The 26,124-nt window shown below is 42.5% G+C and carries 22 protein-coding genes and 1 other annotated feature; of the genes, 20 read left to right on the top strand and 2 right to left on the bottom strand.

Annotated elements, in window-relative coordinates:
• Nucleotides 1-80 precede the first annotated feature (80 nt).
• Nucleotides 81-503 (top strand): YkvA family protein, encoded by a 423-nt coding sequence (locus MKZ05_RS12640; RefSeq protein ID WP_339160314.1) that lies wholly within the window; start codon nucleotides 81-83, stop codon nucleotides 501-503.
• An 83-nt stretch (nucleotides 504-586) separates the two neighbouring features.
• Here the strand turns inward: MKZ05_RS12640 and MKZ05_RS12635 are convergent, their stop codons facing one another.
• Nucleotides 587-1,630 carry a lactonase family protein gene (locus tag MKZ05_RS12635; RefSeq protein ID WP_339160313.1) on the bottom strand — a complete coding sequence of 348 codons (1,044 nt, stop codon included), beginning with the start codon at nucleotides 1,628-1,630 and terminating at the stop codon, nucleotides 587-589.
• A gap of 433 nt (nucleotides 1,631-2,063) precedes the next feature.
• Between MKZ05_RS12635 and ilvE the strand changes: the two genes are divergently transcribed.
• The 14 genes from ilvE to yihA all read left to right on the top strand — a co-directional run bounded on the left by ilvE (nucleotide 2,064) and on the right by yihA (nucleotide 20,409).
• Nucleotides 2,064-2,978, top strand: a complete 915-nt coding sequence (ilvE, locus tag MKZ05_RS12630; RefSeq protein WP_339160312.1) for a branched-chain-amino-acid transaminase — start codon at nucleotides 2,064-2,066, stop codon at nucleotides 2,976-2,978.
• Nucleotides 2,979-2,986: 8 nt separating this feature from the next.
• Nucleotides 2,987-3,233 (top strand) — a binding site (T-box leader).
• A gap of 122 nt (nucleotides 3,234-3,355) precedes the next feature.
• On the top strand, nucleotides 3,356-5,080 hold the full coding sequence (gene ilvB / locus MKZ05_RS12625; protein ID WP_003216845.1) for an acetolactate synthase large subunit: 1,725 nt from the start codon (nucleotides 3,356-3,358) through the stop codon (nucleotides 5,078-5,080).
• Nucleotides 5,077-5,595, top strand: a complete 519-nt coding sequence (ilvN, locus tag MKZ05_RS12620) for an acetolactate synthase small subunit (RefSeq protein WP_003216637.1) — start codon at nucleotides 5,077-5,079, stop codon at nucleotides 5,593-5,595. Before ilvB ends, ilvN begins: the two co-directional genes overlap by 4 nt.
• Nucleotides 5,596-5,613: 18 nt before the next feature.
• Nucleotides 5,614-6,642, top strand: a complete 1,029-nt coding sequence (gene ilvC, locus MKZ05_RS12615) for a ketol-acid reductoisomerase (protein WP_003216490.1) — start codon at nucleotides 5,614-5,616, stop codon at nucleotides 6,640-6,642.
• Nucleotides 6,629-8,182, top strand: coding sequence for a 2-isopropylmalate synthase (locus tag MKZ05_RS12610; protein WP_050943635.1), 1,554 nt, complete (start codon nucleotides 6,629-6,631; stop codon nucleotides 8,180-8,182). The genes ilvC and MKZ05_RS12610 overlap by 14 nt, the downstream gene beginning before the upstream one ends.
• A gap of 18 nt (nucleotides 8,183-8,200) precedes the next feature.
• Nucleotides 8,201-9,298 carry a 3-isopropylmalate dehydrogenase gene (gene leuB / locus MKZ05_RS12605; protein ID WP_106035293.1) on the top strand — a complete coding sequence of 366 codons (1,098 nt, stop codon included), beginning with the start codon at nucleotides 8,201-8,203 and terminating at the stop codon, nucleotides 9,296-9,298.
• 40 nt (nucleotides 9,299-9,338) lie between these two features.
• Nucleotides 9,339-10,754 carry a 3-isopropylmalate dehydratase large subunit gene (gene leuC / locus MKZ05_RS12600; protein WP_339160311.1) on the top strand — a complete coding sequence of 472 codons (1,416 nt, stop codon included), beginning with the start codon at nucleotides 9,339-9,341 and terminating at the stop codon, nucleotides 10,752-10,754.
• 13 nt (nucleotides 10,755-10,767) lie between these two features.
• Nucleotides 10,768-11,367, top strand: a complete 600-nt coding sequence (gene leuD / locus MKZ05_RS12595) for a 3-isopropylmalate dehydratase small subunit (RefSeq protein ID WP_003216415.1) — start codon at nucleotides 10,768-10,770, stop codon at nucleotides 11,365-11,367.
• Between the two features lie 125 nt (nucleotides 11,368-11,492).
• Nucleotides 11,493-12,500, top strand: coding sequence for a DNA damage checkpoint antagonist DdcA (ddcA, locus tag MKZ05_RS12590; RefSeq protein ID WP_339160310.1), 1,008 nt, complete (start codon nucleotides 11,493-11,495; stop codon nucleotides 12,498-12,500).
• 239 nt (nucleotides 12,501-12,739) lie between these two features.
• Entirely contained in the window at nucleotides 12,740-14,014 is a 1,275-nt protein-coding gene (gene tig, locus MKZ05_RS12585) for a trigger factor (RefSeq protein WP_226803790.1), read from the top strand.
• Between the two features lie 251 nt (nucleotides 14,015-14,265).
• Complete coding sequence (gene clpX / locus MKZ05_RS12580; RefSeq protein ID WP_003216176.1) at nucleotides 14,266-15,531, top strand: ATP-dependent protease ATP-binding subunit ClpX; 1,266 nt, start codon at nucleotides 14,266-14,268, stop codon at nucleotides 15,529-15,531.
• A gap of 136 nt (nucleotides 15,532-15,667) precedes the next feature.
• Nucleotides 15,668-17,329: an ATP-dependent protease LonB gene (gene lonB, locus MKZ05_RS12575; RefSeq protein WP_339160308.1), complete on the top strand. Its 1,662-nt coding sequence runs from the start codon at nucleotides 15,668-15,670 to the stop codon at nucleotides 17,327-17,329.
• Between the two features lie 171 nt (nucleotides 17,330-17,500).
• Complete coding sequence (lon, locus tag MKZ05_RS12570) at nucleotides 17,501-19,825, top strand: endopeptidase La (protein WP_003216539.1); 2,325 nt, start codon at nucleotides 17,501-17,503, stop codon at nucleotides 19,823-19,825.
• The gene (gene yihA, locus MKZ05_RS12565; protein ID WP_003216344.1) at nucleotides 19,822-20,409 is read left to right on the top strand and encodes a ribosome biogenesis GTP-binding protein YihA/YsxC; all 588 of its coding nucleotides are present in this window, start codon (nucleotides 19,822-19,824) and stop codon (nucleotides 20,407-20,409) included. Before lon ends, yihA begins: the two co-directional genes overlap by 4 nt.
• A gap of 43 nt (nucleotides 20,410-20,452) precedes the next feature.
• Here the strand turns inward: yihA and MKZ05_RS12560 are convergent, their stop codons facing one another.
• Nucleotides 20,453-20,938 carry a hypothetical protein gene (locus tag MKZ05_RS12560; protein ID WP_044139987.1) on the bottom strand — a complete coding sequence of 162 codons (486 nt, stop codon included), beginning with the start codon at nucleotides 20,936-20,938 and terminating at the stop codon, nucleotides 20,453-20,455.
• A gap of 242 nt (nucleotides 20,939-21,180) precedes the next feature.
• On the opposite strand from MKZ05_RS12560, the gene hemA reads away from it, so the two are divergent.
• The 5 genes from hemA to hemB are packed head-to-tail and all read left to right on the top strand — an operon-like array spanning nucleotide 21,181 to nucleotide 26,119.
• Nucleotides 21,181-22,548, top strand: a complete 1,368-nt coding sequence (gene hemA / locus MKZ05_RS12555) for a glutamyl-tRNA reductase (RefSeq protein ID WP_106029071.1) — start codon at nucleotides 21,181-21,183, stop codon at nucleotides 22,546-22,548.
• A 7-nt stretch (nucleotides 22,549-22,555) separates the two neighbouring features.
• Nucleotides 22,556-23,386, top strand: coding sequence for a cytochrome c biogenesis protein (locus tag MKZ05_RS12550; RefSeq protein ID WP_050943641.1), 831 nt, complete (start codon nucleotides 22,556-22,558; stop codon nucleotides 23,384-23,386).
• A gap of 41 nt (nucleotides 23,387-23,427) precedes the next feature.
• Nucleotides 23,428-24,363, top strand: coding sequence for a hydroxymethylbilane synthase (gene hemC / locus MKZ05_RS12545; RefSeq protein WP_251190245.1), 936 nt, complete (start codon nucleotides 23,428-23,430; stop codon nucleotides 24,361-24,363).
• Nucleotides 24,360-25,151, top strand: coding sequence for a uroporphyrinogen-III synthase (locus MKZ05_RS12540; protein ID WP_335365421.1), 792 nt, complete (start codon nucleotides 24,360-24,362; stop codon nucleotides 25,149-25,151). The genes hemC and MKZ05_RS12540 overlap by 4 nt, the downstream gene beginning before the upstream one ends.
• Complete coding sequence (gene hemB, locus MKZ05_RS12535; RefSeq protein ID WP_339160304.1) at nucleotides 25,148-26,119, top strand: porphobilinogen synthase; 972 nt, start codon at nucleotides 25,148-25,150, stop codon at nucleotides 26,117-26,119. The genes MKZ05_RS12540 and hemB overlap by 4 nt, the downstream gene beginning before the upstream one ends.
• The last annotated feature ends 5 nt before the right edge of the window (nucleotides 26,120-26,124 follow it).

Genomic DNA, 26,124 nt, shown 5'->3' with positions numbered 1-26,124 from the left:
TGCTGCTTTTTGTTTGTCGAATTGGCGAATATCTTGTATAACGAAGGGAAAAGGTCTATGCTGTAAATGGAGGCGATATGATGAATCGTTCTGAGAAAAAAGAACTATTGAAGCGTTCAAAGAAGCATTTTAATGATCATGCCTTTTGGGAAAAGTTAAAAAAGACGGCACAAAAAGCTGGTGTCTCTCTTGTCTATGCTGTGCTATTACTTTACTATACATTGCAAAAACCTGAAGTACCTGTCAAAGCGAAGACCCTTATTATTGGGGCACTCGGATACTTTATCCTTCCAATTGACCTCATTCCCGATACATTGATTGGTGTAGGCTATACAGATGATTTAGGAGCGATCACATTTGCTCTGATTCAAGTAGCGGTCTACATTGATGATGATGTGAAAGGAAAAGCGCAGGACAGGCTGTCAAAATGGTTCAGTGAAAAAACCGATACGTCTCTGATTGATCAAAAGCTTGAAGATGGCGGGATGCCGTCTACACGCTGAAAAGAAGACAAAGGGCTAAAATCAAGATCATTTTAGCCCTTTGTCAACAATATGAAGCCTCCACAGTTGGAGGCTTTTTTTCATTATCCTAAAAATTTCACGCAAACTGGATGAGGGACTGAGATGTCTGATTGTAAGACAGTGAGTCGTCCTGTTTCTTTGTCGCGTTTGTATAACACTAGGTTGCTAGACTCTTGGTTTGAACCGACGAGGAATTCTTCAGTTGGATCAAGCACAAAGTCTCTAGGCCAGTTTCCTTCAGAAGAAGCAATCTCGACAAGACTTAATTGGCCGTCAGCGTCTGCTTTAAAAATCGCAATGCTGTCATGTCCGCGATTTCCTGCATAAACAAATTGGCCGTCTGAAGAGACGTGAATGGCACTGCCTTGATTGTTCTCTGTAAAGTCGCTTGGAATGGTTGCGATCGTTTGAATCTCTTCGAAATGACCATCTTCAAAGTAACGAAGCACAATCACCTCTGAGCTTAGCTCTGTCATCACATATGCCACAGGTTTCGTTGGATGGAATGTAATATGGCGAGGCCCGGTGCCTGGTTTTGCTTCAAATGTAAGAGCTAGCTCAAGTTTGCCGTTTTCTTTCTTATACGTATAAATGCCATCTGTCCCAAGGTCAACCGCTACTGCAAATTGTTCATCTGGTGTCAGACCCATAAAGTGAGTGTGCGGTTTTTCCTGACGATCTTCATTAGGGCCAGTTCCTTCATGCTGCGCCTGTGACAGCGTGCGAATCACTGAGCCATTTTCAGCATCGATTTCATACATCTCTGCTGTTCCTTTATGATAGTTTGCTGTAAAAGCTGTTTTTGTTTGACTGTCCACGCTGACGTGACAAGGAGAAGCGCCTTCGGCAAGTTCTTGGTTGATGAAACGAAGTGTGCCGGTTTCAGCATCGATTTGATAAGCAGCCACGCCGCCCTGTGATCCTTCTTTCACAACAGCATACACAAATTTTTGAGAATCTGAGACGGTTAAATATGTAGGATTTTCAAGTTCAGCAGCCACTTCTACTTGTTCGATCTGCTGCTTGTCCGTATTTAATGTAAAAGTATAAATGCCTTTACTGTCTCCCTTTGTATACGTTCCGATATAACCTCTGATGTTAGCCATGTATTGCCCTCCTTCTATAAGATGCTCTCATTCTATCATAAATTCATAGGAAAACGCTTTAGAAAGGCATACCGAAAGAAAATCAAAAGCGCTGGAATCTACCAATCTTCATTAAAAATAATGTGAAAAAATATGACAAACGTTTTCTCAAATGAAAAGCGTTCAGGTAAAGTAAATCAATTGAAGAAAAAATACAAAAAATTTTAAGTTTTTTTCATTCCTTGTCTAGCAAAGGTGTAAGCGTATACATTTAATTTTGATTAGTCTAAATTGTCTAATAATTTTAAAAATGCTGTTGACACTGTATGGAAAGCGGCGTAAGATGGGTTCAACAAAAGCTAAACAAACACGCAGAGCAAGCGTGAGGCGCTTTAATATAAAGTGTCTGAAAATTCAACTACTTTTTGTTTGAAAGAGAGGGTGCTCACTGAAAATGGAAGACCAAAAGGAACAGTGGATCTTTTTAAACGATGAACTCGTGAAAAAAGAGGATGCGAAAATTTCAGTTTATGATCATGGCTTCTTATACGGTGACGGTGTGTTCGAAGGGATACGCGTGTATAACGAAAATATCTTTCGAATGAAAGAACATTTAGACCGCCTGTATGATTCCGCCAGATCGATTATGCTGAACATTCCATATTCACTTGAGGAACTCACGGAAAAAATGATTCATACAGTTGAAAGGAACGGACTGAAGGATGCCTATATCCGTCTTGTTGTCTCAAGAGGAGCTGGTGATCTTGGTTTAGATCCAAACAACTGCGGGAGAGCCAACACAGTGATCATTGTAGAGCCGCTGGCCATCTTTCCAAAGCACCTATATGAAACAGGTATTGATATTGTGACGGTACCGACGAGGCGAAATCGTCCCGATGTACTGAGTCCAAAAGTGAAATCATTAAATTATTTGAATAACATCCTTGTCCGAATCGAAGCCCATATGGCCGGTGTGAGTGAAGCACTGATGCTGAACGATCAAGGGTACGTGGCAGAAGGTTCTGCAGACAATGTGTTTATTTATAAAAAAGGTAAGCTCTATACACCGCCAGGTTATATCGGCGCTCTTGAAGGCATCACAAGAAATGCCATTATGGAGATTGCAGAAGACTTAGGCTATGAAGTGAAAGAAGAACCATTCACAAGGCACGATGTGTATACAGCAGAAGAAGTTTTTCTAACTGGAACCGCAGCCGAAGTGATTGCCGTTGTAAAGGTTGACGGCCGTACAATCGGTGAAGGGAAACCTGGGGTTCACACAAACAAACTTCTTGAACAATTCCGCAAGCGAGTCGTTGAAGAAGGAGAAAAAGTCGTTTTTACAGATGAAAACATTCACGCAAGCTAAATAGATATCGATAAACGTTGAAGAGGACTAGTAGTTTTAGAGTCAGTATCTACAGAGAGCCGGTGGTAGCTGGAAACCGGTGTTACTTTCTAAAGTGAACTCACCTCTGAGTGTCTGCTTGAAATGATAGTAGGGCAGACCGAGTGACATTGCTCACTCGTTACCAAAATGGATGAAAGATGTCCATGAGACGGCAGCAGATGTTGCCGTGAACAAGGGTGGTACCGCGAAAAACAAAGCTTTTTCGCCCCTTTGACCTAGTGAAAAGTAGTGTCATTGTGGGGTGAGAAGGCTTTTTTTATATGGTTAAAATCTCGACCTTGAATAGAAAAGGGTGAAAAAACTTGACTGAAGCAAGACAAAGAGGAGGAAATCAAATGGGGACAAATGTACAAGTGGAGACGGAAACATCTAAAGCACCACAAACGATGAACGGTGCACTCATGCTAATTGAAGCACTCAAAAGAGAAAAAGTAGAAGTCATTTTCGGATATCCAGGCGGAGCGGTTTTACCGATCTACGATAAAATTTATGATTCTGGTTTATTTCATGTCCTGCCAAGGCATGAGCAGGGAGCGATTCATGCGGCAGAAGGATACGCTAGAGTATCTGGTAAACCGGGTGTTGTCATTGCTACATCAGGACCAGGAGCGACAAACCTAGTCACAGGAATTGCAGATGCGATGATTGATTCACTTCCTCTTGTCGTCTTCACAGGACAGGTGGCAACCTCAGTTATTGGATCAGACGCTTTCCAGGAAGCAGACGTGCTCGGCATCACAATGCCTATCACAAAGCACAGCTACCAGGTGAGAAATCCAGAGGAATTACCGGGTGTCATTAAAGAAGCATTCCACATCGCAACGACAGGGAGACCTGGCCCAGTCTTGATTGATATTCCAAAAGATGTGGCAGGCATTGAAGGAACGTTTGAATACGATCAGCCAATTGATTTACCTGGTTATCAGCCAAAAGTAGAGCCAAACTATTTGCAAATTCGCAAATTAGTAGAAGCTGTCAGTAGAGCGAAGAAACCGGTCATTCTAGCAGGAGCTGGCGTTCTTCATGGCAAAGCATCTGAAGAGTTAAGGCAGTATGTAGAGCAGCAGCAAATTCCAGTCGCTCATACACTGCTAGGACTTGGCGGCTTCCCGGCAAAGCATCCTCTTTTCCTAGGGATGGCTGGTATGCATGGCACATATGCAGCGAACATGGCTCTTCATCAATGTGATTTGCTCATTTCAATTGGTGCGAGATTCGATGACAGGGTAACTGGCAATCTCAATCACTTTGCGAAACATGCGAAGGTAGCACATATCGATATCGACCCAGCAGAAATTGGCAAGAACATTCATACCCATATCCCGGTTGTTGGAGACAGTAAGCTAGTCCTTGAAGAGCTGATTAAGCAAGACGGGAAGCAAGGAGAGTCAGACGAATGGAAAAACCAACTAGATCAGTGGAAGGAAGAATATCCACTCTGGTACGTTGAAAACGAAGCAGAGGGTTTTAAACCTCAAAAGCTGATTGAATACATTCATCAATTCACAAAAGGTGAAGCCATTGTGGCAACTGATGTTGGGCAGCATCAAATGTGGGCAGCGCAGTTCTACCCGTTTGAAAATGCTGATAAGTGGGTCACATCTGGTGGCCTTGGTACAATGGGCTTCGGTTTACCGGCAGCCATCGGCGCTCAGCTGGCTGATCAAGAGGCAACGGTTGTGGCGATTTTAGGAGACGGAGGTTTCCAAATGACCTTGCAAGAACTTGCCGTTATCCGTGAGCTGAACCTTCCAGTGAAAGTGATTGTTCTAAATAATCATAGCCTTGGAATGGTAAGACAATGGCAAGAAATTTTCTACGAAGAACGCTACTCATATTCTAAATTTTCAGAGCAGCCAGACTTCGTTAAATTATCTGAAGCTTATGGCATTAAAGGAATCAGAATCTCAACAGACGAAGAGGCGAAAGAAAAGCTTGAAGAAGCGCTAACCTCTAGAGAGCCTGTTTTCATCGATGTCAATGTAGCGAGAGATGAAAAAGTATTCCCGATGGTAGCACCGGGGAAAGGACTTCATGAGATGGTGGGGGTGAAACCTTGAAAAGAATTATTGTGTTGACTGTATTAAATCGATCAGGCGTACTGAACCGAATCACTGGCCTTTTTACTAAACGACATTACAACATTGAAAGCATTACGGTCGGCCATTCTGAGATTCAAGATGTATCACGCATCACGTTCGTCGTCCATGTAGACCAAGAGAAAGACATCGAACAGCTGACAAAACAGCTGAACAAACAAATCGATGTTCTCAAAGTAACAGACATTACAAACCAATCAATCGTTCAGCGAGAGCTGGCTTTGATAAAAGTCGTATCTGCACCAGCATCTAGAATGGAGATCACGGGGGTCATTGAACCTTTTAGAGCTTCTATTGTAGATGTGAGCAGAGAGAGTGTCGTCATTCAGGTGACAGGTGAGTCTTCAAAAATTGAAGCACTCATTGAATTACTTAAGCCATACGGCATTAAAGAAGTCGCCAGAACTGGCACCACGGCCTTTGCGAGAGATAATCAGCAAAAGCCGCAACAAAATAAAACAATTTCAATTGTCTAAACAAAAGGAGAGAGTCAAATGGTAAAAGTATATTATAACGGTGATATTCAAGAAAACGTATTAAATGGTCAAAAGGTTGCCATCATTGGATATGGATCACAAGGTCATGCACATGCATTGAACTTAAAAGAAAGCGGCGTAGATGTCATCGTCGGCGTGAGAAAAGGCGGATCTTATACAAAAGCACAAGAAGACGGCCATCAAGTATTCACAGTAAAAGAAGCGGCAGCACAAGCAGACATCGTCATGGTACTACTTCCAGATGAGCAGCAAAAGAAAGTATATGACGAAGAAATCAAAGATCAATTAGAAGCAGGCAACTCACTTGTATTCGCACACGGATTCAACGTTCATTTCCATCAAATCGTTCCTCCAAGTGACGTAGATGTGTATCTTGTGGCTCCAAAAGGTCCAGGACATCTTGTGAGAAGAACATATGAGCAAGGCGCTGGTGTACCTGCACTATTTGCCATCTATCAAGATGTATCTGGTCAAGCGAAAGATAAAGCACTTGCTTATGCAAAAGCAATTGGTGGAGCAAGAGCGGGCGTTCTTGAAACAACATTTAAAGAAGAAACGGAAACGGATCTATTCGGTGAGCAAGCAGTCCTTTGCGGGGGTCTTACTTCACTAGTAAAAGCAGGATTTGAAACATTAACAGAAGCTGGTTATCAGCCAGAGCTTGCATACTTCGAGTGTCTACATGAACTGAAACTGATCGTTGACCTTATGTACGAAGAAGGATTAGAAGGCATGAGATATTCAATCTCTGATACAGCACAATGGGGTGACTTCGTATCAGGACCACGCGTTGTGGATGCAAACGTAAAAGAATCGATGAAAGCCGTCTTGACTGATATCCAAAACGGAACATTTGCAAAAGAATGGATTGTTGAAAACCAAGTGAATCGTCCACGTTTCAATGCGATCAATGCTAATGAAAATGAGCACCAAATTGAAATCGTCGGAAGAAAGCTTCGTGAAATGATGCCTTTCGTCAAACAAGGAAAGAAAAAGGAAGCGGTGAGCGTCGGTGCGGAAAATTAATTTTTTTGACACAACACTTCGAGATGGAGAGCAATCACCAGGAGTGAACTTAAATGCACAAGAAAAGCTAATCATTGCAAAGCAGCTTGAGCGCCTTGGGGTTAATATCATTGAAGCGGGTTTTCCCGCTTCATCCCGAGGGGATTTCTTAGGCGTACAAGAAATTGCTAGAACGATCAAAAATTGTTCAGTTGCTGGTCTTGCGAGATGTGTAAAAGGTGACATTGATGCTGCATGGGAAGCGTTAAAAGATGGAGTGGAACCAAGAATTCATATCTTTATCGCTACTTCTGATATTCACTTGGAGCATAAACTAAAGAAAACACGTGAAGAGGTCGTAGAACAGGCTGTCTCCATGGTGAAATACGCGAAGGAACGTTTTCCAGTTGTCCAGTGGTCAGCAGAAGATGCATGTCGTACAGATCTTGCTTTCTTAGCAGAAATTGTAGAGAAGGTCATTGACGCTGGAGCGAGTGTCATTAACTTGCCAGATACAGTTGGATACTTAGCGCCAAAAGAGTATGGCAATATCTTTAAATATATGAAGGAACACGTTCCAAATATCGACCGCGTCAACTTGTCTGCTCACTGTCATGATGATCTAGGGATGGCTGTAGCAAACTCACTTGCAGCCATTGAAAATGGAGCAAATCAAATTGAAACGGCTGTTAACGGAATTGGAGAACGTGCAGGAAATGCCGCTTTAGAAGAAATTGCAGTCGCTCTTCATATTCGAAAAGACTTCTACCAGGTCGAATCAACGATTCAATTGAATGAAATTAAGCGTACAAGTGATGTAGTGAGCAAATACTCAGGAATGATTGTACCGCGCAATAAAGCTGTCGTTGGTAACAACGCTTTTGCACATGAATCAGGTATTCACCAAGATGGTTTCCTCAAAGAAAAAACAACCTATGAAATCATATCTCCAGAGCTTGTCGGTGTGACAACAGATGTACTTGTCCTTGGGAAACACTCCGGAAGACATGCGTTTAAAGACCGCATGAAAACGTTAGGTTTTAAACTAACAGAAGAAGAAATCAATAAGTTCTTCGAAACCTTCAAGAATTTGACGGAGAAGAAAAAAGAAATTACAGATGATGATTTGATTTCTATTATATTGGAAGAAAAAGTAGCAGACCGAAAAATTGGCTACGAATTTGAAAGTCTTCAAGTGCATTATGGAACAGAACAGATGCCGACAGCAACGGTCTCTCTGAAAAATCAAGAAACGCAAGAAGTTATTCAAGAAGCAGCTACAGGCGCAGGCAGTGTAGAAGCTGTGTACAACACACTGGAGCGCTGTATGGAGGAAAGAATTCATTTGCTAGACTACCGTATTCAATCAAATGGAAAAGGCAGAGATGCACTAGCGGAAGTATATGTGAATGTTTCAATAGAAGGAAAAGAAACAGCTGGACGCGGTGTAGCGCAAGATGTGCTGGAAGCATCGGCGAAAGCCTACGTCAATGCAGTAAACAGGCATTTAATCTTTAAATCAAATCTCATTGAAATTGAGAAACATCACGCGATCTCATAGGAAAGGAGGTAGGTCCTCATGAAAAAGAAAATTGCACTTTTGCCCGGCGATGGAATCGGACCGGAAGTTGTGACATCAGCGGTCGCTGTCCTCAAAGAGACAGCGGCTCAATTTAGGCACGAATTCGAATTCGAAACGGCGCTCATTGGTGGTATCGCAATAGATGAAAAAAACAATCCGCTCCCAAAAGAAACGGTTAATGTTTGCAAGAGCGCGGATGCGATTTTATTAGGAGCAGTCGGCGGACCAAAATGGGATCAAAACCCACCAGAGCTTCGTCCGGAAAAAGGCTTGCTCGCCATTCGTAAACAATTGGACTTATTTGCTAATATTCGTCCTGTCAAAGTGTTCGATAGCTTAAGCGAGGCGTCACCGTTAAAACAGGATCACATTAACGGAGTCGATTTTGTCATCGTTCGTGAATTAACAGGTGGTCTCTATTTTGGTGAACCAAGCGAGCGCTATACAGATGAAGAAGGAAAAGAAGCTGCGGTTGATACGCTTCTTTATACAAAGGAAGAGATTGTCCGTGTACTAAAAGAAGCATTCGACATGGCGTTAACGAGACGGAAAAAAGTAACGTCTGTGGATAAAGCGAATGTTCTGGCTTCTAGTAAACTATGGCGGGATGCGGTAGAAGAAGTGGCTTCTCAATATCCAGACGTTGAATTTGAGCACATGCTAGTTGATAATGCCGCCATGCAGCTGATTTATAAGCCTGCACAATTTGATGTCATTGTGACAGAGAATATGTTTGGTGACATCTTAAGTGACGAGGCTTCAATGATTACTGGATCACTCGGTATGTTGCCATCTGCTAGTCTATCAAGCACCGGCCTTCATTTATATGAGCCGATTCATGGATCAGCACCCGATATTGCGGGGCAAAACGTCGCAAACCCTCTGGCAACTATTTTGTCGGCAGCAAGCTTGCTTAGAACATCCTTTGCATTAGAAGATGAAGCGGCTGCCATAGAAGAAGCTGTTGAAGCTGTTCTTGCCTCTGGCAAAAGAACAAAGGATTTATCTGCAAAAGAGGGAACGTATCAAACAACTGAAGACATCACTCATGCAGTTGTAGACGCACTCAAGCAGCGCGCGAAAACAATTGTATAAATAGAATCTTGTGGAATTAGGTAGAGGGAGGAAAAGGGTTATGCCTCGAACAATCATCGAAAAAATATGGGATCAGCACGTTGTCAAAAGCGGCGAGGGGAAACCAGACCTTTTATATATTGATCTGCACTTGGTGCATGAAGTGACATCGCCTCAAGCGTTTGAAGGATTAAGACAAAAAGGGCGCAAGGTGAGAAGACCTCAAAATACGTTTGCGACGATGGATCACAACATCCCGACTGTGAATCGATTTGTGATCAAAGATGAGGTTGCTAAAAAACAAGTGAGTGCTCTAGAGCGCAACTGTGCTGAATTTGGTGTCCGTCTAGCTGACCTTCACAGTGTAGACCAAGGAATCGTCCATGTCGTTGGACCAGAGCTTGGTTTGACACTTCCGGGAAAAACAATCGTTTGCGGAGATAGTCATACATCCACTCATGGCGCATTTGGCGCACTTGCTTTTGGCATCGGTACAAGTGAGGTTGAACATGTACTATCCACACAAACACTTTGGCAGCAGCGTCCGAAAACATTAGAAATTAGAGTAGACGGAAAGCTGCAAAAAGGGGTAACGGCCAAAGATGTCATTTTAGCAGTCATTGGTGCGCATGGCGTGAAGTTTGGATCAGGTTATGTCATTGAATACACTGGGGAAGTATTCAGAAACATGACGATGGATGAACGTATGACCGTTTGTAATATGTCGATTGAAGCAGGCGCAAGAGCAGGATTGATTGCACCTGATGAAGTCACCTTTGAATATTGCCGCGGCCGCAAATATGCACCGCAGGGAGAAGACTTCGAAGCAGCGATTAAAGAATGGGAAGAACTTAAAACAGATCCGGGTGCAACCTATGATAAAACGATTGTTTTAGATGGGAATGAGATTTCACCAATGGTCACATGGGGAATTAACCCAGGAATGGTGCTGCCTGTAGATGCATCCATCCCAGGACCTGAAGATTTTGCGCAAGAGGATGACCAAAAGGAAGCGGTCCGTGCGTACGAATACATGGGTGTTCATCCGCATCAGCGTATTGAAGATATTACGATTGAGCATGTGTTTATTGGCTCATGTACGAACTCAAGAATGACTGATTTACGCCAAGCAGCTTCTATGATAGAAGGACAAAAGGTAGCTGATCATGTCAGAGCGATTGTCGTGCCTGGCTCTCAAAGCGTCAAATTGCAGGCAGAAGAAGAAGGTCTTCATGAAATCTTCCTTGAAGCAGGATTTGAATGGAGAGAATCTGGCTGCAGTATGTGTCTCAGCATGAATAACGATGTGGTACCAGAAGGAGAACGCTGCGCATCCACATCAAACCGTAACTTTGAGGGTCGTCAAGGAAAAGGTGCGAGAACGCATCTTGTCAGCCCGGCAATGGCCGCAATGGCTGCAATACATGGCCGGTTTGTCGATGTCAGGAAGTTTAATCAAGAGAAAACAGTCGTGTAAGGAGTTGTCATAGATGGAGCCTTTAGTCACACACAAAGGAAAAGCCGCTGTGCTTAACCGTATCAACGTAGATACAGATCAAATTATTCCGAAGCAATTTTTGAAAAGAATTGAACGAACAGGATATGGCCGGTTTGCCTTTTTCGACTGGCGGTATTTAGCCGATGGCAGCCCAAATCCTGATTTCGAACTGAATCAGCCGATTTATGAAGGTTCATCCATTTTGATCGCAGGAGAAAACTTTGGCTGCGGATCATCAAGGGAACATGCTCCTTGGGCACTTGATGATTATGGTTTCAAAATTGTCATCGCACCATCATTCGCAGATATTTTTCACCAAAACTGCTTTAAAAATGGGATGCTTCCGATTCGTCTTGATTATGATGTGTGGAAAACATTCGCTGCGTCATATGAGAACAAAGGGTATGAGATGACGGTTGATCTTGAAAAACAGCAAATAGAAGATCACGAAGGGAATATCACTCCTTTTGATGTGGATCCTCACTGGAGAGAAATGCTCCTGAATGGCTATGATGAAATCTCATTAACTTTACTACTAGAAGATGACATTCAAGCATTTGAAGATAAGCGCAGCAGCTGGCTGCGTGCGTAAACAACAAGAAGCCGTCCGCCCGAGGTGTGACGGCTTCTTTTTTGCATGAAAACCTCTCGTTACTTGTGTTTACTAACCTTCGTTGGTAAACTGATAAAAAATATGCGCCCGAAAGGAACGTAAGCATGAAACATGACAAGAAGAAAGATAATGTCATTTTGTTTCCTGGTCTGAAAGAAAGACTGATTGAAAAAGGAATGGCAGCATTAAAAGATAAACAGTATCAAGAGGCACTTCACTTGTTTTCAGAAGCAAAATCTTATGATGACGATGAAGAATCCGATATTCATCTCGGTATGGCGATTTGTTTTCTGGAGCTGGGCGAGCTGCAGGATGCAAAGCGTGTGTGTGAAAAGATGCTGCATGAAGGATATGGTCATTACTTCACCGTGCTTCAAGTGTATATGACAATCTTAATTCAGCTGAAAGAATATGAAGAAGTGAAGCAGACAATTGAAGCAGTACTTGAGGAAAACCACCTTCCAGCAGAAAGCGCGGAGCATTTTTACAAGCTGCTCGAATTTAGTAGAAAAATGATCGAATCGCCTGAACAGATTTTAGATGAAGATGAAGAGGGCGGCAGCGAAATCAATATAGATGATCTGCTCGAGCGTCCAGAGGAGCAGGTGCAGTTCATCCATTCGCTGAAAGACCGAAACATCACGCCGCACATGGGTCTATTAAATACGATCCTACAAAAGCCTGATGGAAACCCTTTGGTCAAATCATTGATTCTGCAGCTTCTGTCAGATCATGATGTGGTAAAGCCGGTTCATGTGACGAAGTTCGGTGATTCTTTAACGCTTGTTCCTTCTGAGGCTGTTAAACCAGAGCAAATGCCGCTGCTTCAGCAAGTCCTTCGAAAGCTCGATGACACACTCGGCAACGAGAACCCAACCCTTTACCAAGGCGTGGAAGAGTTATGGCGCCGGCACTTATTTGTACTATATCCATTTCTTCCTAAATACACAGATCCGAATCTTTGGGCAGCAGCACTTCATAAAGTCGGCTATGAAATGCATGGGATCGAGATTGACCTCGAAGAATTGCATCTATTGTATGAATTTGATGAACGAGAGCTGAGAGAAGCTTGCACAATGCTGAAAGATATTGAAGAAATTTCTTATTTGTAATTTGTCGATTTAGTTGAAAGACGGACTTGTTATGTTATAATATAATGGTTGTATTTGTGCATATATCGTGCAGTTGTCGATTCCAATGGTTGAAAGACGATATGTATAATCAAGTCAAATGTTGTATACATAATACCGCTTCTTTAGCGGCGTGCGTGGTTTTTAATTGGACGAAGTCTTTATGATGCTTTAGAATGTAACAACGCACAATCTGAATAGATTTTTGGAGGGAAACACACATGTCAGTAAAATGGGAAAAACAAGAAGGTAACGAAGGCATCTTAACGGTAGAAGTTGATGCTGAAACATTTAACAAAGCACTTGATGATGCGTTTAAGAAAGTTGTTAAGCAAGTATCGATCCCTGGATTCCGTAAAGGGAAAGTACCACGTGGTCTTTTCGAACAGCGTTTTGGTGTAGAATCTCTTTATCAAGATGCATTAGATATTCTTCTTCCAGTTGAGTATCCAAAAGCAATCGACGAAGCTGGTATCGAGCCAGTTGACCGCCCTGAAATCGATGTTGAGAAAATCGAAAAAGGCGAAAGCTTAATCTTCACTGCAAAAGTAACAGTGAAGCCTGAAGTGAAACTTGGTGACTACAAAGGTCTTAACGTAGAAAAAGACGACGCTACTGTCACTGATGAAGATGTACAAGAAGAGTTAAAAGGCATGCAAAACCGTCAAGCTGAGCTTGTTGTCAAAGAAGAAGGCGCAATCGAAAACGGCGATACAGTTGTTCTTGATTTCGAAGGATTCGTTGATGGAGAAGCATTCGAAGGCGGAAAAGCTGAGAACTACTCTCTTGAAGTAGGGTCTAATTCATTCATCCCTGGTTTTGAAGAGCAGTTAGTTGGTCTTGAAACTGGAGCTGAAAAAGACGTAGAAGTCACTTTCCCAGAAGAATACCATGCTGAAGACCTTGCAGGTAAACCAGCTGTATTCAAAGTGAAAATTCACGAAATCAAAGCAAAAGAACTTCCAGCACTTGACGATGAGTTCGCGAAAGATGTTGATGAAGAAGTAGAAACTCTTGCTGAACTAACTGAAAAAACAAAGAAACGTCTTGAAGAAGCGAAAGAAAACGAAGCAGAAGGTAAACTTCGTGAAGAGCTAGTTGAGAAAGCTTCTGAAAATGCGGAAGTTGACATCCCACAAGCGATGGTTGACACAGAGCTAGACCGTATGATGAAAGAATTCGAACAACGCCTTCAAATGCAAGGAATGAACCTTGAGCTTTACTTCCAATTCTCAGGACAAGATGAAAATGCGCTGAAAGAGCAAATGAAAGAAGATGCTGCTAAACGCGTAAAATCTAACCTAACACTTGAAGCAATTGCTGCTGCAGAAAACGTACAAGTGTCTGATGAAGAAGTAGAAGAAGAGCTTTCAAAAATGGCTGAAGCATACAACATGCCAATTGAAAATATTAAACAAGCGATCGGATCTACTGACGCAATGAAAGAAGATCTAAAAGTTCGTAAAGCAATTGATTTTCTTGTAGAAAACCGTTAATATGGTGCATAATAATAAAACAGGGCGCGAGTGACTCGTGCCTTGTTTTGTACAATTTTTGACTTATCATCGCTTCTTTTGGAAACGATAGTGTAAGTCGCATCTTTCTGTTATACATATCTCGATGTGCAGTGTTAGAAACACATCATTACCGTCTTTTAGGAAAGTATGGTAAAATGCATACATACTGGACCCAGAAAGGTAGCTGACTGTTAGCTACAGGCAAGTGAAGAAGAATAAGGGGTGAAAGAATGTTTAAATTCAACGAGGAAAAAGGTCAATTAAAATGCTCGTTTTGCGGAAAAACGCAAGATCAAGTGCGTAAACTGGTCGCAGGACCTGGCGTATATATATGTGATGAATGTATCGAGCTTTGCACGGAAATAGTTGAAGAAGAGCTCGGCACTGAGGAAGAAGTTGAATTCAAGGATGTTCCGAAGCCTCATGAAATTCGGGAGATTCTTGATGAATATGTCATCGGCCAAGAAAATGCGAAGAAATCCTTAGCTGTAGCGGTTTATAATCACTACAAACGGATCAATTCCAACAGCAAGATTGATGATGTTGAGCTTTCGAAAAGTAATATCTCTATGATTGGGCCAACAGGAAGCGGTAAAACATTACTTGCTCAAACGCTTGCTCGTATTTTAAATGTGCCATTTGCGATTGCAGATGCAACATCTTTAACTGAAGCAGGTTATGTTGGTGAAGACGTAGAGAATATTTTACTAAAGCTGATCCAAGCAGCCGATTATGATGTAGAAAAAGCAGAAAAAGGTATTATCTACATCGATGAAATCGATAAAGTAGCAAGAAAATCAGAAAACCCTTCTATCACTCGTGATGTATCTGGGGAAGGTGTTCAGCAAGCACTATTAAAAATTCTTGAAGGAACTGTCGCTAGTGTACCGCCTCAAGGTGGACGTAAGCATCCTCATCAAGAATTCATTCAAATCGATACAACAAATATCCTCTTTATTTGTGGTGGAGCCTTTGACGGCATTGAGCAAATCATCAAACGCCGCTTAGGTCAAAAAGTCATTGGATTCGGTGCGGAAAATAAAATCGAAGATCTTGAAAAAGAAGTTCTTTTATCAAAAGTACTCCCAGAAGACTTGCTTCGCTTCGGTTTAATCCCAGAATTCATCGGCCGTCTACCGGTTATTGCAAGCCTAGAGCCGTTAGATGAAAAAGCACTTGTAGAGATCTTGACGAAGCCTAAAAATGCACTCGTTAAGCAGTATACAAAAATGCTTGAGCTTGATGATGTAGAGCTAGAATTTGAAGAAGATGCTCTTAGCGAAATTGCGAAAAAAGCAATTGAGCGTAAAACAGGAGCTCGTGGTCTACGTTCAATCATTGAAGGCATCATGCTTGATGTGATGTTTGACCTTCCATCACGTGATGATATTGAAAAATGTGTCATCACTGGTGCAACAGTTGCTGATGGCGTGTCGCCGCGTCTTGTGTTAAAGGACGGCACAGTCGTTAATAAAGATACGAAAACATCTGCATAAGAGTAGTCTCACTCCTGAATCCTTTTGATTCAGGAGTTTTTTATTTATCGTGGAAGTTGTGTTTATTCCGTCCAGCTCTAGGAAATACTAGCAGACAGAAACCAATACATACGATAGATGAAGGAGGGAGCACCGATTGAGCTGGACAGGAATCGTTTTATTCATACAGCTGTTCTTTGGTATCGTCATCGGGCTGTACTTTTGGAACTTACTGCGAAATCAGCGCACACAAAAGGTGACGATAGACAAAGAGTCAAAGAAAGAAATGGAGGCACTCAGAAAGATGCGGTCAATCAAGCTGAGTGAACCTTTATCAGAGAGAGTCCGGCCAAAGGGGTTTCAGGATATTGTAGGGCAGGAAGACGGCATTCGTGCACTAAAAGCGGCACTATGCGGGCCGAACCCACAGCATGTCATCGTCTACGGACCACCGGGAGTCGGTAAAACAGCCGCTGCCCGTCTTGTGATGGAAGAAGCAAAGCGTCACGCTGATTCTCCTTTTAAAAAAGATGCGGTCTTTGTAGAGCTCGATGCCACAACCGCGAGATTCGATGAACGAGGCATTGCAGATCCGCTCATTGGTTCTGTGCATGACCCAATTTACCAAGGGGCTGGAGCAATGGGACAGGCAGGCATTCCGCAGCCAAAACAAGGAGCCGTCACACATGCTCATGGCGGGGTTCTGTTTATCGATGAAATTGGTGAGCTGCATCCGATCCAAATGAACAAAATGCTCAAAGTGCTGGAAGATCGGAAAGTCTTTTTAGACAGTGCCTACTACAGTGAAGAAAATACCCAAATCCCGAATCACATTCATGATATTTTCCAAAATGGACTTCCGGCCGATTTTCGATTGATTGGTGCCACGACAAGAACACCTGACGAAATTCCACCAGCGATCCGGTCAAGATGTCTCGAAATTTTCTTTAAAGACCTTGACCAGCATGAACTGAAAATCGTCGCTGCCAAGGCTGTCCAAAAAATTCAAAAGGAATTAAGTGATGAAGGGCTGAACCTGTTAACCTCCTATGTGAAAAATGGACGTGAAGCCGTCAACATGGTGCAGATTGCCGCTGGCATGGCGGTCACGGAAAATCGAAAAGACATCACGATCGAAGATGTAGAATGGGTTATTCATTCGAGCCAGCTGACACCAAGATATGAACAAAAAGTACCAGAAAAGCCAAAAGTGGGGGTAGTCAATGGATTGGCTGTTTATGGACCAAACAGCGGTGCCTTGCTTGAGATTGAAGTGAACATCTGTAAGGCGCTTGAAAAAGGTAGTATCAACATTACAGGGATTGCAGAAGAAGAAAGCATTGGCAATCAATCGAAATCCATTAGACGAAAAAGTATGGCCAAAGGGTCAGTTGAAAATGTATTAACGGTACTTCGAAATTTAGGCATTCGGACAAATGAATATGACATCCATATTAATTTTCCAGGCGGTGCCCCTATTGATGGGCCGTCTGCTGGGATTGCCATGGCGACCGCAATCTTCTCAGCCATACATCAAATCCCGATTGATCATCTGACAGCCATGACGGGTGAAATCGGATTGCAAGGTCAGGTGAAGCCGATCGGTGGTGTGATACCGAAGATAAAGGCAGCGAAGCAGGCTGGTGCCACAACCGTCATTATTCCTTATGACAACCAGCAGTCGATCTTAAAAGAGATTGAAGGGGTCACCATTATGCCTGTGAAGCACTTCCAAGAAGTGCTGGATCAGTGTTTGGTTAACCCGCCAGACGAGAAGAAAGATGGACTAGAAGAAGAAATGAAAAGAAAATCTGTTTAATCCCCATCACATATGGGGATTTTTTAGTGAAATAGATCTTTTTTTCTTTTTCAAGATAAAAAGAAAGGGTATACTACGGTAAGATCAACATTTCTCAAGTCTTTTACATTGTACAAGACTGAAACAGGTATATTATAATGATTCATACTAGTGACGGAGGTGTCAATCAACATGGCAGATGAAATCAAAAAGAATGTTCCGCTCCTTCCATTGCGAGGTTTGCTTGTTTATCCAACAATGGTCTTGCATTTGGACGTTGGACGCGAAAAGTCTGTTCAAGCATTAGAACAGGCGATGATGAACGATCATATGATTTTTCTAGCTACACAGCGGGAAATTTCAATAGATGAACCAGGTGAAGAGGAAATTTTCAAAGTCGGCACCTACACAAAAATTAAACAAATGCTGAAGCTGCCAAATGGAACGATTCGTGTACTCGTTGAAGGCCTAAATCGAGCGCAGATCGAATCATATGTCGAGCTGGAGGACTATACGTCCGTCGACATTAAAGAATTGACAGAAGAAGAATTAAAGGACGCAGAAGCAGAAGCCCTCATGCGTACATTGTTAGATCACTTTGATCAATACATAAAAATTTCAAAAAAAATCTCAGCTGAAACATATGCAACAGTGACGGACATTGAAGAACCGGGGAGAATGGCAGATATCGTTGCTTCTCACCTGCCGCTTAAATTAAAGGACAAACAAGAAGTACTGGAAACAGTAGATGTCAAAAAACGGCTGAATCGGGTCATCAGCTTAATTCACAATGAAAAAGAAGTGCTCGAGATTGAAAAGAAAATCGGGCAGCGCGTGAAACGTTCAATGGAACGAACGCAAAAAGAATATTATTTACGTGAACAAATGAAAGCCATTCAAAAAGAGCTTGGAGACAAAGAAGGGAAAACGGGCGAAGTCAGTTCTTTAATGTCTAAAATCGAAGAGTCGAGCATGCCGGATTCTGTTCGTGAAACGGCGCTAAAAGAATTGAATCGTTATGAAAAAATTCCTTCAAGCTCTGCTGAGAGCTCTGTGATTCGAAATTATATTGATTGGCTGATCGGCCTCCCGTGGGGCATCTATACAGAAGATCGTCTCGATTTAAAGCTTGCAAGTGAAATTTTAGATGATGAGCATCACGGGCTGGAAAAGGTCAAAGAACGGGTGCTTGAATATCTTGCTGTACAGAAGCTGACCAATTCATTAAAAGGACCGATTCTTTGCTTAGCAGGACCTCCTGGCGTAGGGAAAACGTCACTTGCCAAATCGATTGCCAAATCACTTGACCGAAAGTTTATCCGTATCTCCCTTGGCGGTGTGCGTGATGAGTCTGAGATTCGTGGACATAGAAGAACGTATGTAGGTGCGATGCCAGGCCGTATCATTCGCGGAATGAGCAAGGCAGGAACGATGAATCCGGTCTTCCTTTTAGATGAAATTGATAAAATGTCCTCTGATTTTAGAGGCGATCCATCTTCTGCGATGCTCGAAGTCTTAGATCCAGAGCAAAATCATAACTTCAGCGATCACTATATTGAAGAAACATTTGATTTGTCTCAGGTGCTATTTATTGCCACTGCCAACAATTTAGCAACCATTCCAGGTCCACTTCGTGATAGAATGGAGATTATCACGATTGCAGGGTATACAGAGGTTGAAAAAGCAGAAATTGTGAAAGATCACCTTCTGCCGAAGCAGCTAAAGGAGCACGGATTAAAGAAAGGGAACTTGCAGCTCCGTGAAGCAGCGATTTATGATACGATTCGCTATTACACAAGAGAAGCTGGTGTTCGTGGATTAGAGCGTCAGCTTGCGGCGATATGCCGTAAAGCGGCAAGAGCGATTGTGGCTGAAGACCGCAAACGCATCACGGTGACAGAAAAGAACTTATCTGAATTTCTCGGAAAAAGACTTTACCGTTATGGTCAGGCTGAAACGACAGACCAAGTGGGAGTTGTCACAGGACTTGCGTATACCACTGTTGGCGGAGACACCTTGTCAATTGAGGTATCACTTTCTCCGGGTAAAGGCAAGCTGTTGTTAACAGGTAAGCTTGGTGATGTCATGAGAGAATCTGCACAGGCGGCATTCAGTTATATTCGTTCGAAAGCAGATGAACTGAACATTGATCCTAATTTTAATGAAAAGCATGATATTCATATCCATGTTCCAGAGGGTGCGGTTCCAAAGGACGGGCCATCAGCTGGTATCACCATTGCGACGGCTCTTGTATCAGCCCTCACAGGACGACCTGTGTCAAAAGAGGTTGGTATGACAGGAGAGATCACGTTAAGAGGAAGAGTGCTTCCAATTGGCGGACTAAAAGAAAAAGCATTAGGCGCACATCGTGCAGGACTGAAAACCATTATTCTTCCAAAGGACAATGAAAAGGATATTGATGATATTCCTGAAAGTGTGAGAGAAGGACTAACCTTTATTCCGGTCTCGCATTTAGATGAGGTGCTTGAGAAAGCGTTGGTAGGAGAGGGAAGATGAAAGTAACAAAATCAGATATCGTCATTAGTGCGGTAAAACCAGAGCAGTACCCGAGCGGGGGACTGCCTGAAATCGCTCTTGCTGGACGATCAAATGTTGGGAAGTCCTCGTTCATCAACTCATTGATTAATCGTAAAAATTTAGCGCGTACGTCTTCTAAACCAGGAAAGACTCAAACGCTTAATTTCTACATTATTAATGATATGCTCCATTTTGTGGACGTTCCGGGCTACGGCTTTGCTAAAGTATCAAAGACAGAGCGTGAAGCCTGGGGTAGAATGATCGAAACGTATATTACAATGCGTGAAGAATTAAAAGCAGTTGTCCAAATTGTGGACCTGCGTCATAAGCCATCAGTAGATGATGTGAACATGTATGAATTCCTGAAATATTACGGCGTTCCCGTGATCGTCATCGCAACAAAGGCGGACAAAATTCCAAAAGGCAAATGGGAAAAACATGCGAAAGTTGTCAAACAGACACTCGACATTGCCCCATCAGATGAACTAGTCCTATTCTCTTCTGAAACAAAAAAGGGAAAAGACGAAGCCTGGAATGCCATCCTTGCGAAGATAAATAACTAAAAAAAGGCATCTGTCATGAGCAGATGCCTTTTTATTGTATAAGTTATTTCCTTTTTAAAAATAATAAGAGGAGACTGACAGCAATCAGTACATAAGGCCAGTACAATTCAAAACCGGAAGTAGGGATCGAAAGGGAACTTAGCTGCTTTGTAATTTGCTGAAAGAAATAAAGGAACAGACCGAGTGCAATGAGAACAACACTTTCAATACGATATTCTTTTTTCTGAGATGATTTCACAAAAAGAGCAAGTCCAACGATGAATACGATCATCGTAAATGTGTCTGGCCAGTAGTCCAATTTTGGCTGAAGAATAAAGTGTAGCGAAAGGCCCGTCATCAGCATACCGATAAACACATGAGCGCTTTCTTGCTCCTTCTTTCCTTGATATAAGAAAGCAAGGCCAAAAAGCAGTACGAGTGTATACCATTTCTCTTGATCCTTCCAAATGTCAAATTGACCTCCTGAGAGAATGGCATATAGCGCTACAGCCAGCAAAGTGAGCGGTAGCAAAATGGATTTCTTCTTCAAAGATGTCACCTTCTTTTAAGCAGATCATTTGTCCGCACGCGCCAAATCTGGTAAATTGCTTGAAGTGATGATATGGCATAATGGGTGTCGAACATTTTTCTACTATATCACAACATTTTTGAAATCTGTTCACAATTTTCATCCAGTTAAAAATGAATATATGTTATAATCACTATAAATAATAAATTCTATATTGTAATTATTATAAATTAGACAGGGCGTTGGGGGTGCAAGCTGAAGTTATGCATATTCTTGTTGTGGGTTTAGATTATAAAACAGCCCCTGTTGAGATACGGGAACAGCTGAGCTTTGAACCGAGCGAGCTCGGAACAGCGATGTCCAAGCTTAAAGAAGAAAAAAGCATTCTAGAGAATATCGTCATCTCAACATGTAATCGAACAGAGATCTACGCAGTGGTAGATCAGCTTCATACTGGACGGTTTTATATAAAAAGATTTTTAGCTGATTGGTTCGGTTTAGAAAAGGAAGATGTCTCGCCGTATTTGAAGTTCTATGAAAATGATGGAGCGGTCGAGCATTTATTCCGTGTGGCCTGTGGACTTGATTCCATGGTGATTGGCGAAACACAAATACTTGGTCAAGTGCGCTCTAGCTTTAAAGTAGCTCAAGAGGAGAAGACCATTGGTACCGTTTTCAATTATTTATTCAAACAGGCGGTCACCGTTGCAAAACGCTCTCATGCGGAAACAGACATTGCGTCTAATGCCGTGTCTGTCAGCTATGCAGCTGTCGAGCTTGCGAAAAAAATCTTTGGACGTCTTTCTGATAAACATGTCCTGATTCTTGGTGCGGGTAAAATGGGCGAACTAGCGGCTCAAAACCTTCAAGGTCAAGGGATTGGTCAAGTAACGGTTATCAATCGAACGTATGAGAAAGCAAAAGAATTGGCGGGCCGTTTTTCAGGAGAGCCTAAAAGCTTAAACCAATTGGAAAAAACATTATCCGAAGCGGACATTTTAATTAGTTCCACTGGTGCGAAACAATTTGTCATTACAAAAGAAATGGTCGAAAGTGCGAATAAAAAGCGGAAAGGCAGACCTCTATTTATGGTGGATATTGCTGTGCCCCGTGATTTAGATCCAGCCATTTCTGAAGTAGAAGGTGCTTTTTTGTATGACATTGATGACCTTGAGGGCATCGTGGCAGCTAACTTAAAAGAACGCCGTGCGGTGGCTGAGCAGGTTGAGCTCCTCATTGAAGCAGAAATTGTGGAATTTAAGCAATGGCTGAATACGCTTGGTGTGGTTCCTGTCATTTCTGCACTTAGAGAAAAGGCGCTGACGATTCAAGCGGATACGATGCAGAGTATTGAGCGAAAGCTTCCGAATCTCACACACCGTGAAATGAAGCTATTAAATAAACATACGAAAAGCATTATCAATCAAATGCTGAAAGATCCTATCTTAAAGGCAAAAGAAATTGCCGCGGAGCCGAATGCAGAGGAAAAACTTTTACTCTTCAAAGAAATCTTTGATTTACAGGTTGAAGATGAAGAGCAAAAGGCGGAGCCGATGCAGGTGGAGCAAGGGTCATTTCAGCTGTTTAAACCAAATATGGCACAAGGCCTTGCTACAGTTGCCAGTGAGTGATTAAGCGATGATGGAATCCATTGTAGCGAGACTAGGCGAAGCGACGACCTTGATCTATGCACTAAGTGTCTTGTTCTATTTCATAGATTTTCTTCAACACAACCGGAAGGCTGGAAAAATGGCTTTCTGGTTGCTTTCTATTGTCTGGCTGCTGCAAACAGTCTACATGTTCTATATTATGATGGAAACAGACCGATTCCCTGTGTTGAATGTAGCAGAGGGGTTATATTTTTATACGTGGGTGCTTGTGACACTTTCACTTGTTCTCACAAAAGTACTGCGTGTTGAATTTATCGTCTTTTTTACAAATGTCATCGGTTTTTCCTTGATGGCGATTCACACCTTTACACCATCGGATCTCCACTCAGCAGAACTAACGGGGAAGCTGACGAGTGAATTGCTAGTGATCCATATTACGATGGCGATTTTATCATACGGTGCCTTTTCACTTTCATTTGCTTTCTCTCTTCTCTATCTCTTTCAATATCGTTTGCTGAAAAAGAAAAAATGGGGAAAATGGCTTCTAAGAATTGAAGATTTATCGAAGCTTGATCATATGGCATACGTATTAAACATTATTGGCGTGCCGATGCTCTTACTTAGTTTGATTCTTGGCATCATTTGGGCATATATTTCGTATGATACGTTGTACTGGACAGATACAAAGGTGCTTGGTTCGTTTATTATGCTGTTTTTATATGGTGTTTACTTATATATCAGATTGGTGAGAAATATGCAGGGCAAAGTCGTGGCACTGTGGAATGTCGGTTCATTCCTTGTGCTGATGATCAATTATTTTCTGCTTGGTAGCTTATCAACCTTTCATTGGTTTCAATAAATAATGATGAGTCTTAAGGGCATTGTCGGGAGGAAGACGAATTGCGTACAATTAAAGTAGGTTCTAGAAGAAGTAAGCTTGCAATTACACAAACAAAATGGGTCATTCAAAAGCTGTCTGAACTAAACCCTTCTTATTCTTTTGAAATAAAAGAGATTGTGACAAAGGGTGATCAAATTTTAGATGTGACCTTATCAAAGGTTGGCGGAAAAGGACTGTTTGTCAAAGAAATTGAACAGGCGATGCTAAATCACGACATCGATATGGCCGTTCACAGTATGAAGGATATGCCGGCTGCTCTTCCTGAAGGATTAGTCATTGGCTGTATTCCTGAGCGTGAAGATGTAAGGGACGCTCTTATATCGAAGGATCATCTGCGTCTTCACGAGCTGCCGAAGGGTGCTATTGTGGGAACGAGCAGCTTACGGCGCAGTGCCCAGCTTCTTCAGGAAAGACCAGATCTGAACATTAAATGGATTCGAGGAAACATTGATACACGATTGGAAAAGCTGAAAAATGAAGAATATGATGCCATTATTCTAGCGGCTGCCGGTCTGTCCAGAATGGGCTGGAGCAAAGAGGTCGTGTCTGAATTTTTATCTCCTGAGACTTGCCTGCCCGCAGTTGGCCAAGGCGCTTTGTCAATTGAGTGCCGTGGAGATGATGAAGAGCTATTGCAGCTCCTCGCTCAATTTACGAATGCATACACAAAGAAAACGGTTCTCGCTGAACGAGCCTTCCTCAAACAAATGGATGGCAGCTGTCAGGTACCGATCGCTGGCTATGCAACGATAAATGAGCGCGATGAAATTGAACTGACGGGTCTTGTGGCATCTGCTGACGGACACACGATTATTCGAGAAACTGTATCAGGCTCTGACCCTGAGGCAATTGGAACAGCATGTGCGAAGCAGATGGCTGATAAGGGAGCAAAGGATTTAATCGACAAGGTGAAAAAGGATCTGTCCTCCCAATGACCATAGGCCAATCGCTTCACGGACAGACGGTGCTTGTCACTCGAAATGAACGTCAAGCGGGTGTGTTTCAGCAGAAGATTGAAGAGCTGAACGGCCATGCTGTTTTAACCTCTCTTATTCGGTTTGAGCCTACGCTCACAAATGAAAAAGCGCAGGCCTTTTTAAAGGACTTAGAAAATAGCCAATGGCTTGTTTTCACGAGTGTAAATGGCGCGTCTTTTTTTCTGAGCTACATAGAAGACCATCATTTACATAAGAGTTTATCCCATTTGAAAGTGGCTGCGGTAGGTGAGAAAACCTCTGCCTATCTTGAGCAGCACGGCTTGAAGGTGGATGTCGTACCAGAACGATTCATAGCGGAAGAGCTCGCAGATGCGCTGCTTGACCATGTGCGTCCGGGAGAGCGTGTGTTTGTAGCAAAAGGACACCTGTCTCGAGATGTCGTGAAGAAAACACTCGTTCCACTTGGCATAGAAGTAAAGGAATGGATTTTATATGAAACGGTCAAGGATGAGGAAGGAATTGCCGCTCTCAAAACGGCAATGACGAAGCAATCATTTGATTTTATTACATTTACGAGCTCATCCACTGTCCATTCATTTATGCATGCCATGGAGGCAGATGCAGCGAAGCTAGCTGCTTCTGACACCTGTTTTGTGACGATCGGTCCTCTGACAAAAGAGGCGCTGCTTCAATACGGGATTTCTTCTGAAACCCCAGATACTTATACGATAGACGGAATGCTTGAATTGATGTGCCGTTTATCTGAAAGGAAGTTGAATAAATGATGAAATTTAACAGACACCGCAGACTGCGGACAAGTGCAGGAATGAGAGAATTAGTCAGAGAAACCTTTTTAAGACCATCTGATTTCATTTACCCGATCTTTTTTGTAGAGGGAGAAAATGTCCGAAAAGAAGTCTCTTCAATGCCGGGTGTTTATCACATTTCAGTGGACCTTGTAAAAGAAGAAGTCCAAGAGCTTGTCGACCTAGGCATCAAATCAATTATTGTATTTGGTGTTCCAGATCATAAAGACCATGTGGGCAGTGAAGCGTATCACGACCATGGCATTGTGCAAAGAGCGACGCTTGAGATCAAAAAGCATTTCCCAGAGCTCGTGGTCACTGCAGACACTTGCTTATGCCAATATACAGATCACGGACACTGCGGAATCGTTGAAGATGGAGAAGTTTTAAATGATGAATCTCTTCAGCTATTAGCGAAAACTGCTGTTAGCCAAGCGCGCGCAGGTGCAGATATCATTGCTCCTTCCAATATGATGGATGGATTTGTTATTGCCATTCGTGAGGCGCTTGATGAAGCTGGCTTTATTCATGTACCTGTCATGTCATATGCTGTGAAATATGCAAGTGCGTTTTACGGTCCGTTTCGTGACGCGGCGCATAGCACACCGCAGTTTGGAGATCGTAAAACATACCAAATGGACCCTGCAAACCGTTTAGAGGCACTAAGAGAAGCGCAATCTGACGTAGAAGAGGGAGCTGACTTCCTCATTGTGAAACCATCTCTTTCTTATTTAGACATTATGCGTGATGTGAAAAATGAATTTACACTCCCTATTGTTGCTTACAATGTGAGCGGAGAATATGCAATGGTCAAAGCCGCTGCTCAAAATGGGTGGATTTCTGAAAAAGAGCTTGTTCTTGAAATGCTGACAAGCATGAAACGTGCAGGAGCAGAACTCATCATTACGTATCATGCAAAAGATGCAGCAAAATGGCTCTCAGAATAAAGAAC

The sequence above is a fragment of the Bacillus sp. FSL M8-0277 genome (assembly GCF_037975305.1).
Lineage (GTDB): Bacteria > Bacillota > Bacilli > Bacillales > Bacillaceae > Bacillus > Bacillus pumilus.
Note: the sequence above shows the minus strand (reverse complement) of the source record. Positions and strands in the feature narration are given on the sequence as shown.

Excerpts from the sequence above, each read along its gene's own strand:
- hemB (WP_339160304.1), top strand. The coding sequence starts at position 25,148 with ATGATGAAATTTAACAGACACCGCAGACTGCGGACAAGTGCAGGAATG.
- tig (WP_226803790.1), top strand. The coding sequence starts at position 12,740 with ATGTCAGTAAAATGGGAAAAACAAGAAGGTAACGAAGGCATCTTAACG.
- ilvB (WP_003216845.1), top strand. The coding sequence starts at position 3,356 with ATGGGGACAAATGTACAAGTGGAGACGGAAACATCTAAAGCACCACAA.
- ilvC (WP_003216490.1), top strand. The coding sequence starts at position 5,614 with ATGGTAAAAGTATATTATAACGGTGATATTCAAGAAAACGTATTAAAT.
- clpX (WP_003216176.1), top strand. The coding sequence starts at position 14,266 with ATGTTTAAATTCAACGAGGAAAAAGGTCAATTAAAATGCTCGTTTTGC.
- MKZ05_RS12635 (WP_339160313.1), bottom strand. The coding sequence starts at position 1,630 with ATGGCTAACATCAGAGGTTATATCGGAACGTATACAAAGGGAGACAGT.
- lon (WP_003216539.1), top strand. The coding sequence starts at position 17,501 with ATGGCAGATGAAATCAAAAAGAATGTTCCGCTCCTTCCATTGCGAGGT.
- MKZ05_RS12640 (WP_339160314.1), top strand. The coding sequence starts at position 81 with ATGAATCGTTCTGAGAAAAAAGAACTATTGAAGCGTTCAAAGAAGCAT.
- ilvE (WP_339160312.1), top strand. The coding sequence starts at position 2,064 with ATGGAAGACCAAAAGGAACAGTGGATCTTTTTAAACGATGAACTCGTG.
- leuB (WP_106035293.1), top strand. The coding sequence starts at position 8,201 with ATGAAAAAGAAAATTGCACTTTTGCCCGGCGATGGAATCGGACCGGAA.
- ddcA (WP_339160310.1), top strand. The coding sequence starts at position 11,493 with ATGAAACATGACAAGAAGAAAGATAATGTCATTTTGTTTCCTGGTCTG.
- hemA (WP_106029071.1), top strand. The coding sequence starts at position 21,181 with ATGCATATTCTTGTTGTGGGTTTAGATTATAAAACAGCCCCTGTTGAG.
- leuD (WP_003216415.1), top strand. The coding sequence starts at position 10,768 with ATGGAGCCTTTAGTCACACACAAAGGAAAAGCCGCTGTGCTTAACCGT.
- MKZ05_RS12550 (WP_050943641.1), top strand. The coding sequence starts at position 22,556 with ATGATGGAATCCATTGTAGCGAGACTAGGCGAAGCGACGACCTTGATC.
- leuC (WP_339160311.1), top strand. The coding sequence starts at position 9,339 with ATGCCTCGAACAATCATCGAAAAAATATGGGATCAGCACGTTGTCAAA.
- MKZ05_RS12540 (WP_335365421.1), top strand. The coding sequence starts at position 24,360 with ATGACCATAGGCCAATCGCTTCACGGACAGACGGTGCTTGTCACTCGA.
- yihA (WP_003216344.1), top strand. The coding sequence starts at position 19,822 with ATGAAAGTAACAAAATCAGATATCGTCATTAGTGCGGTAAAACCAGAG.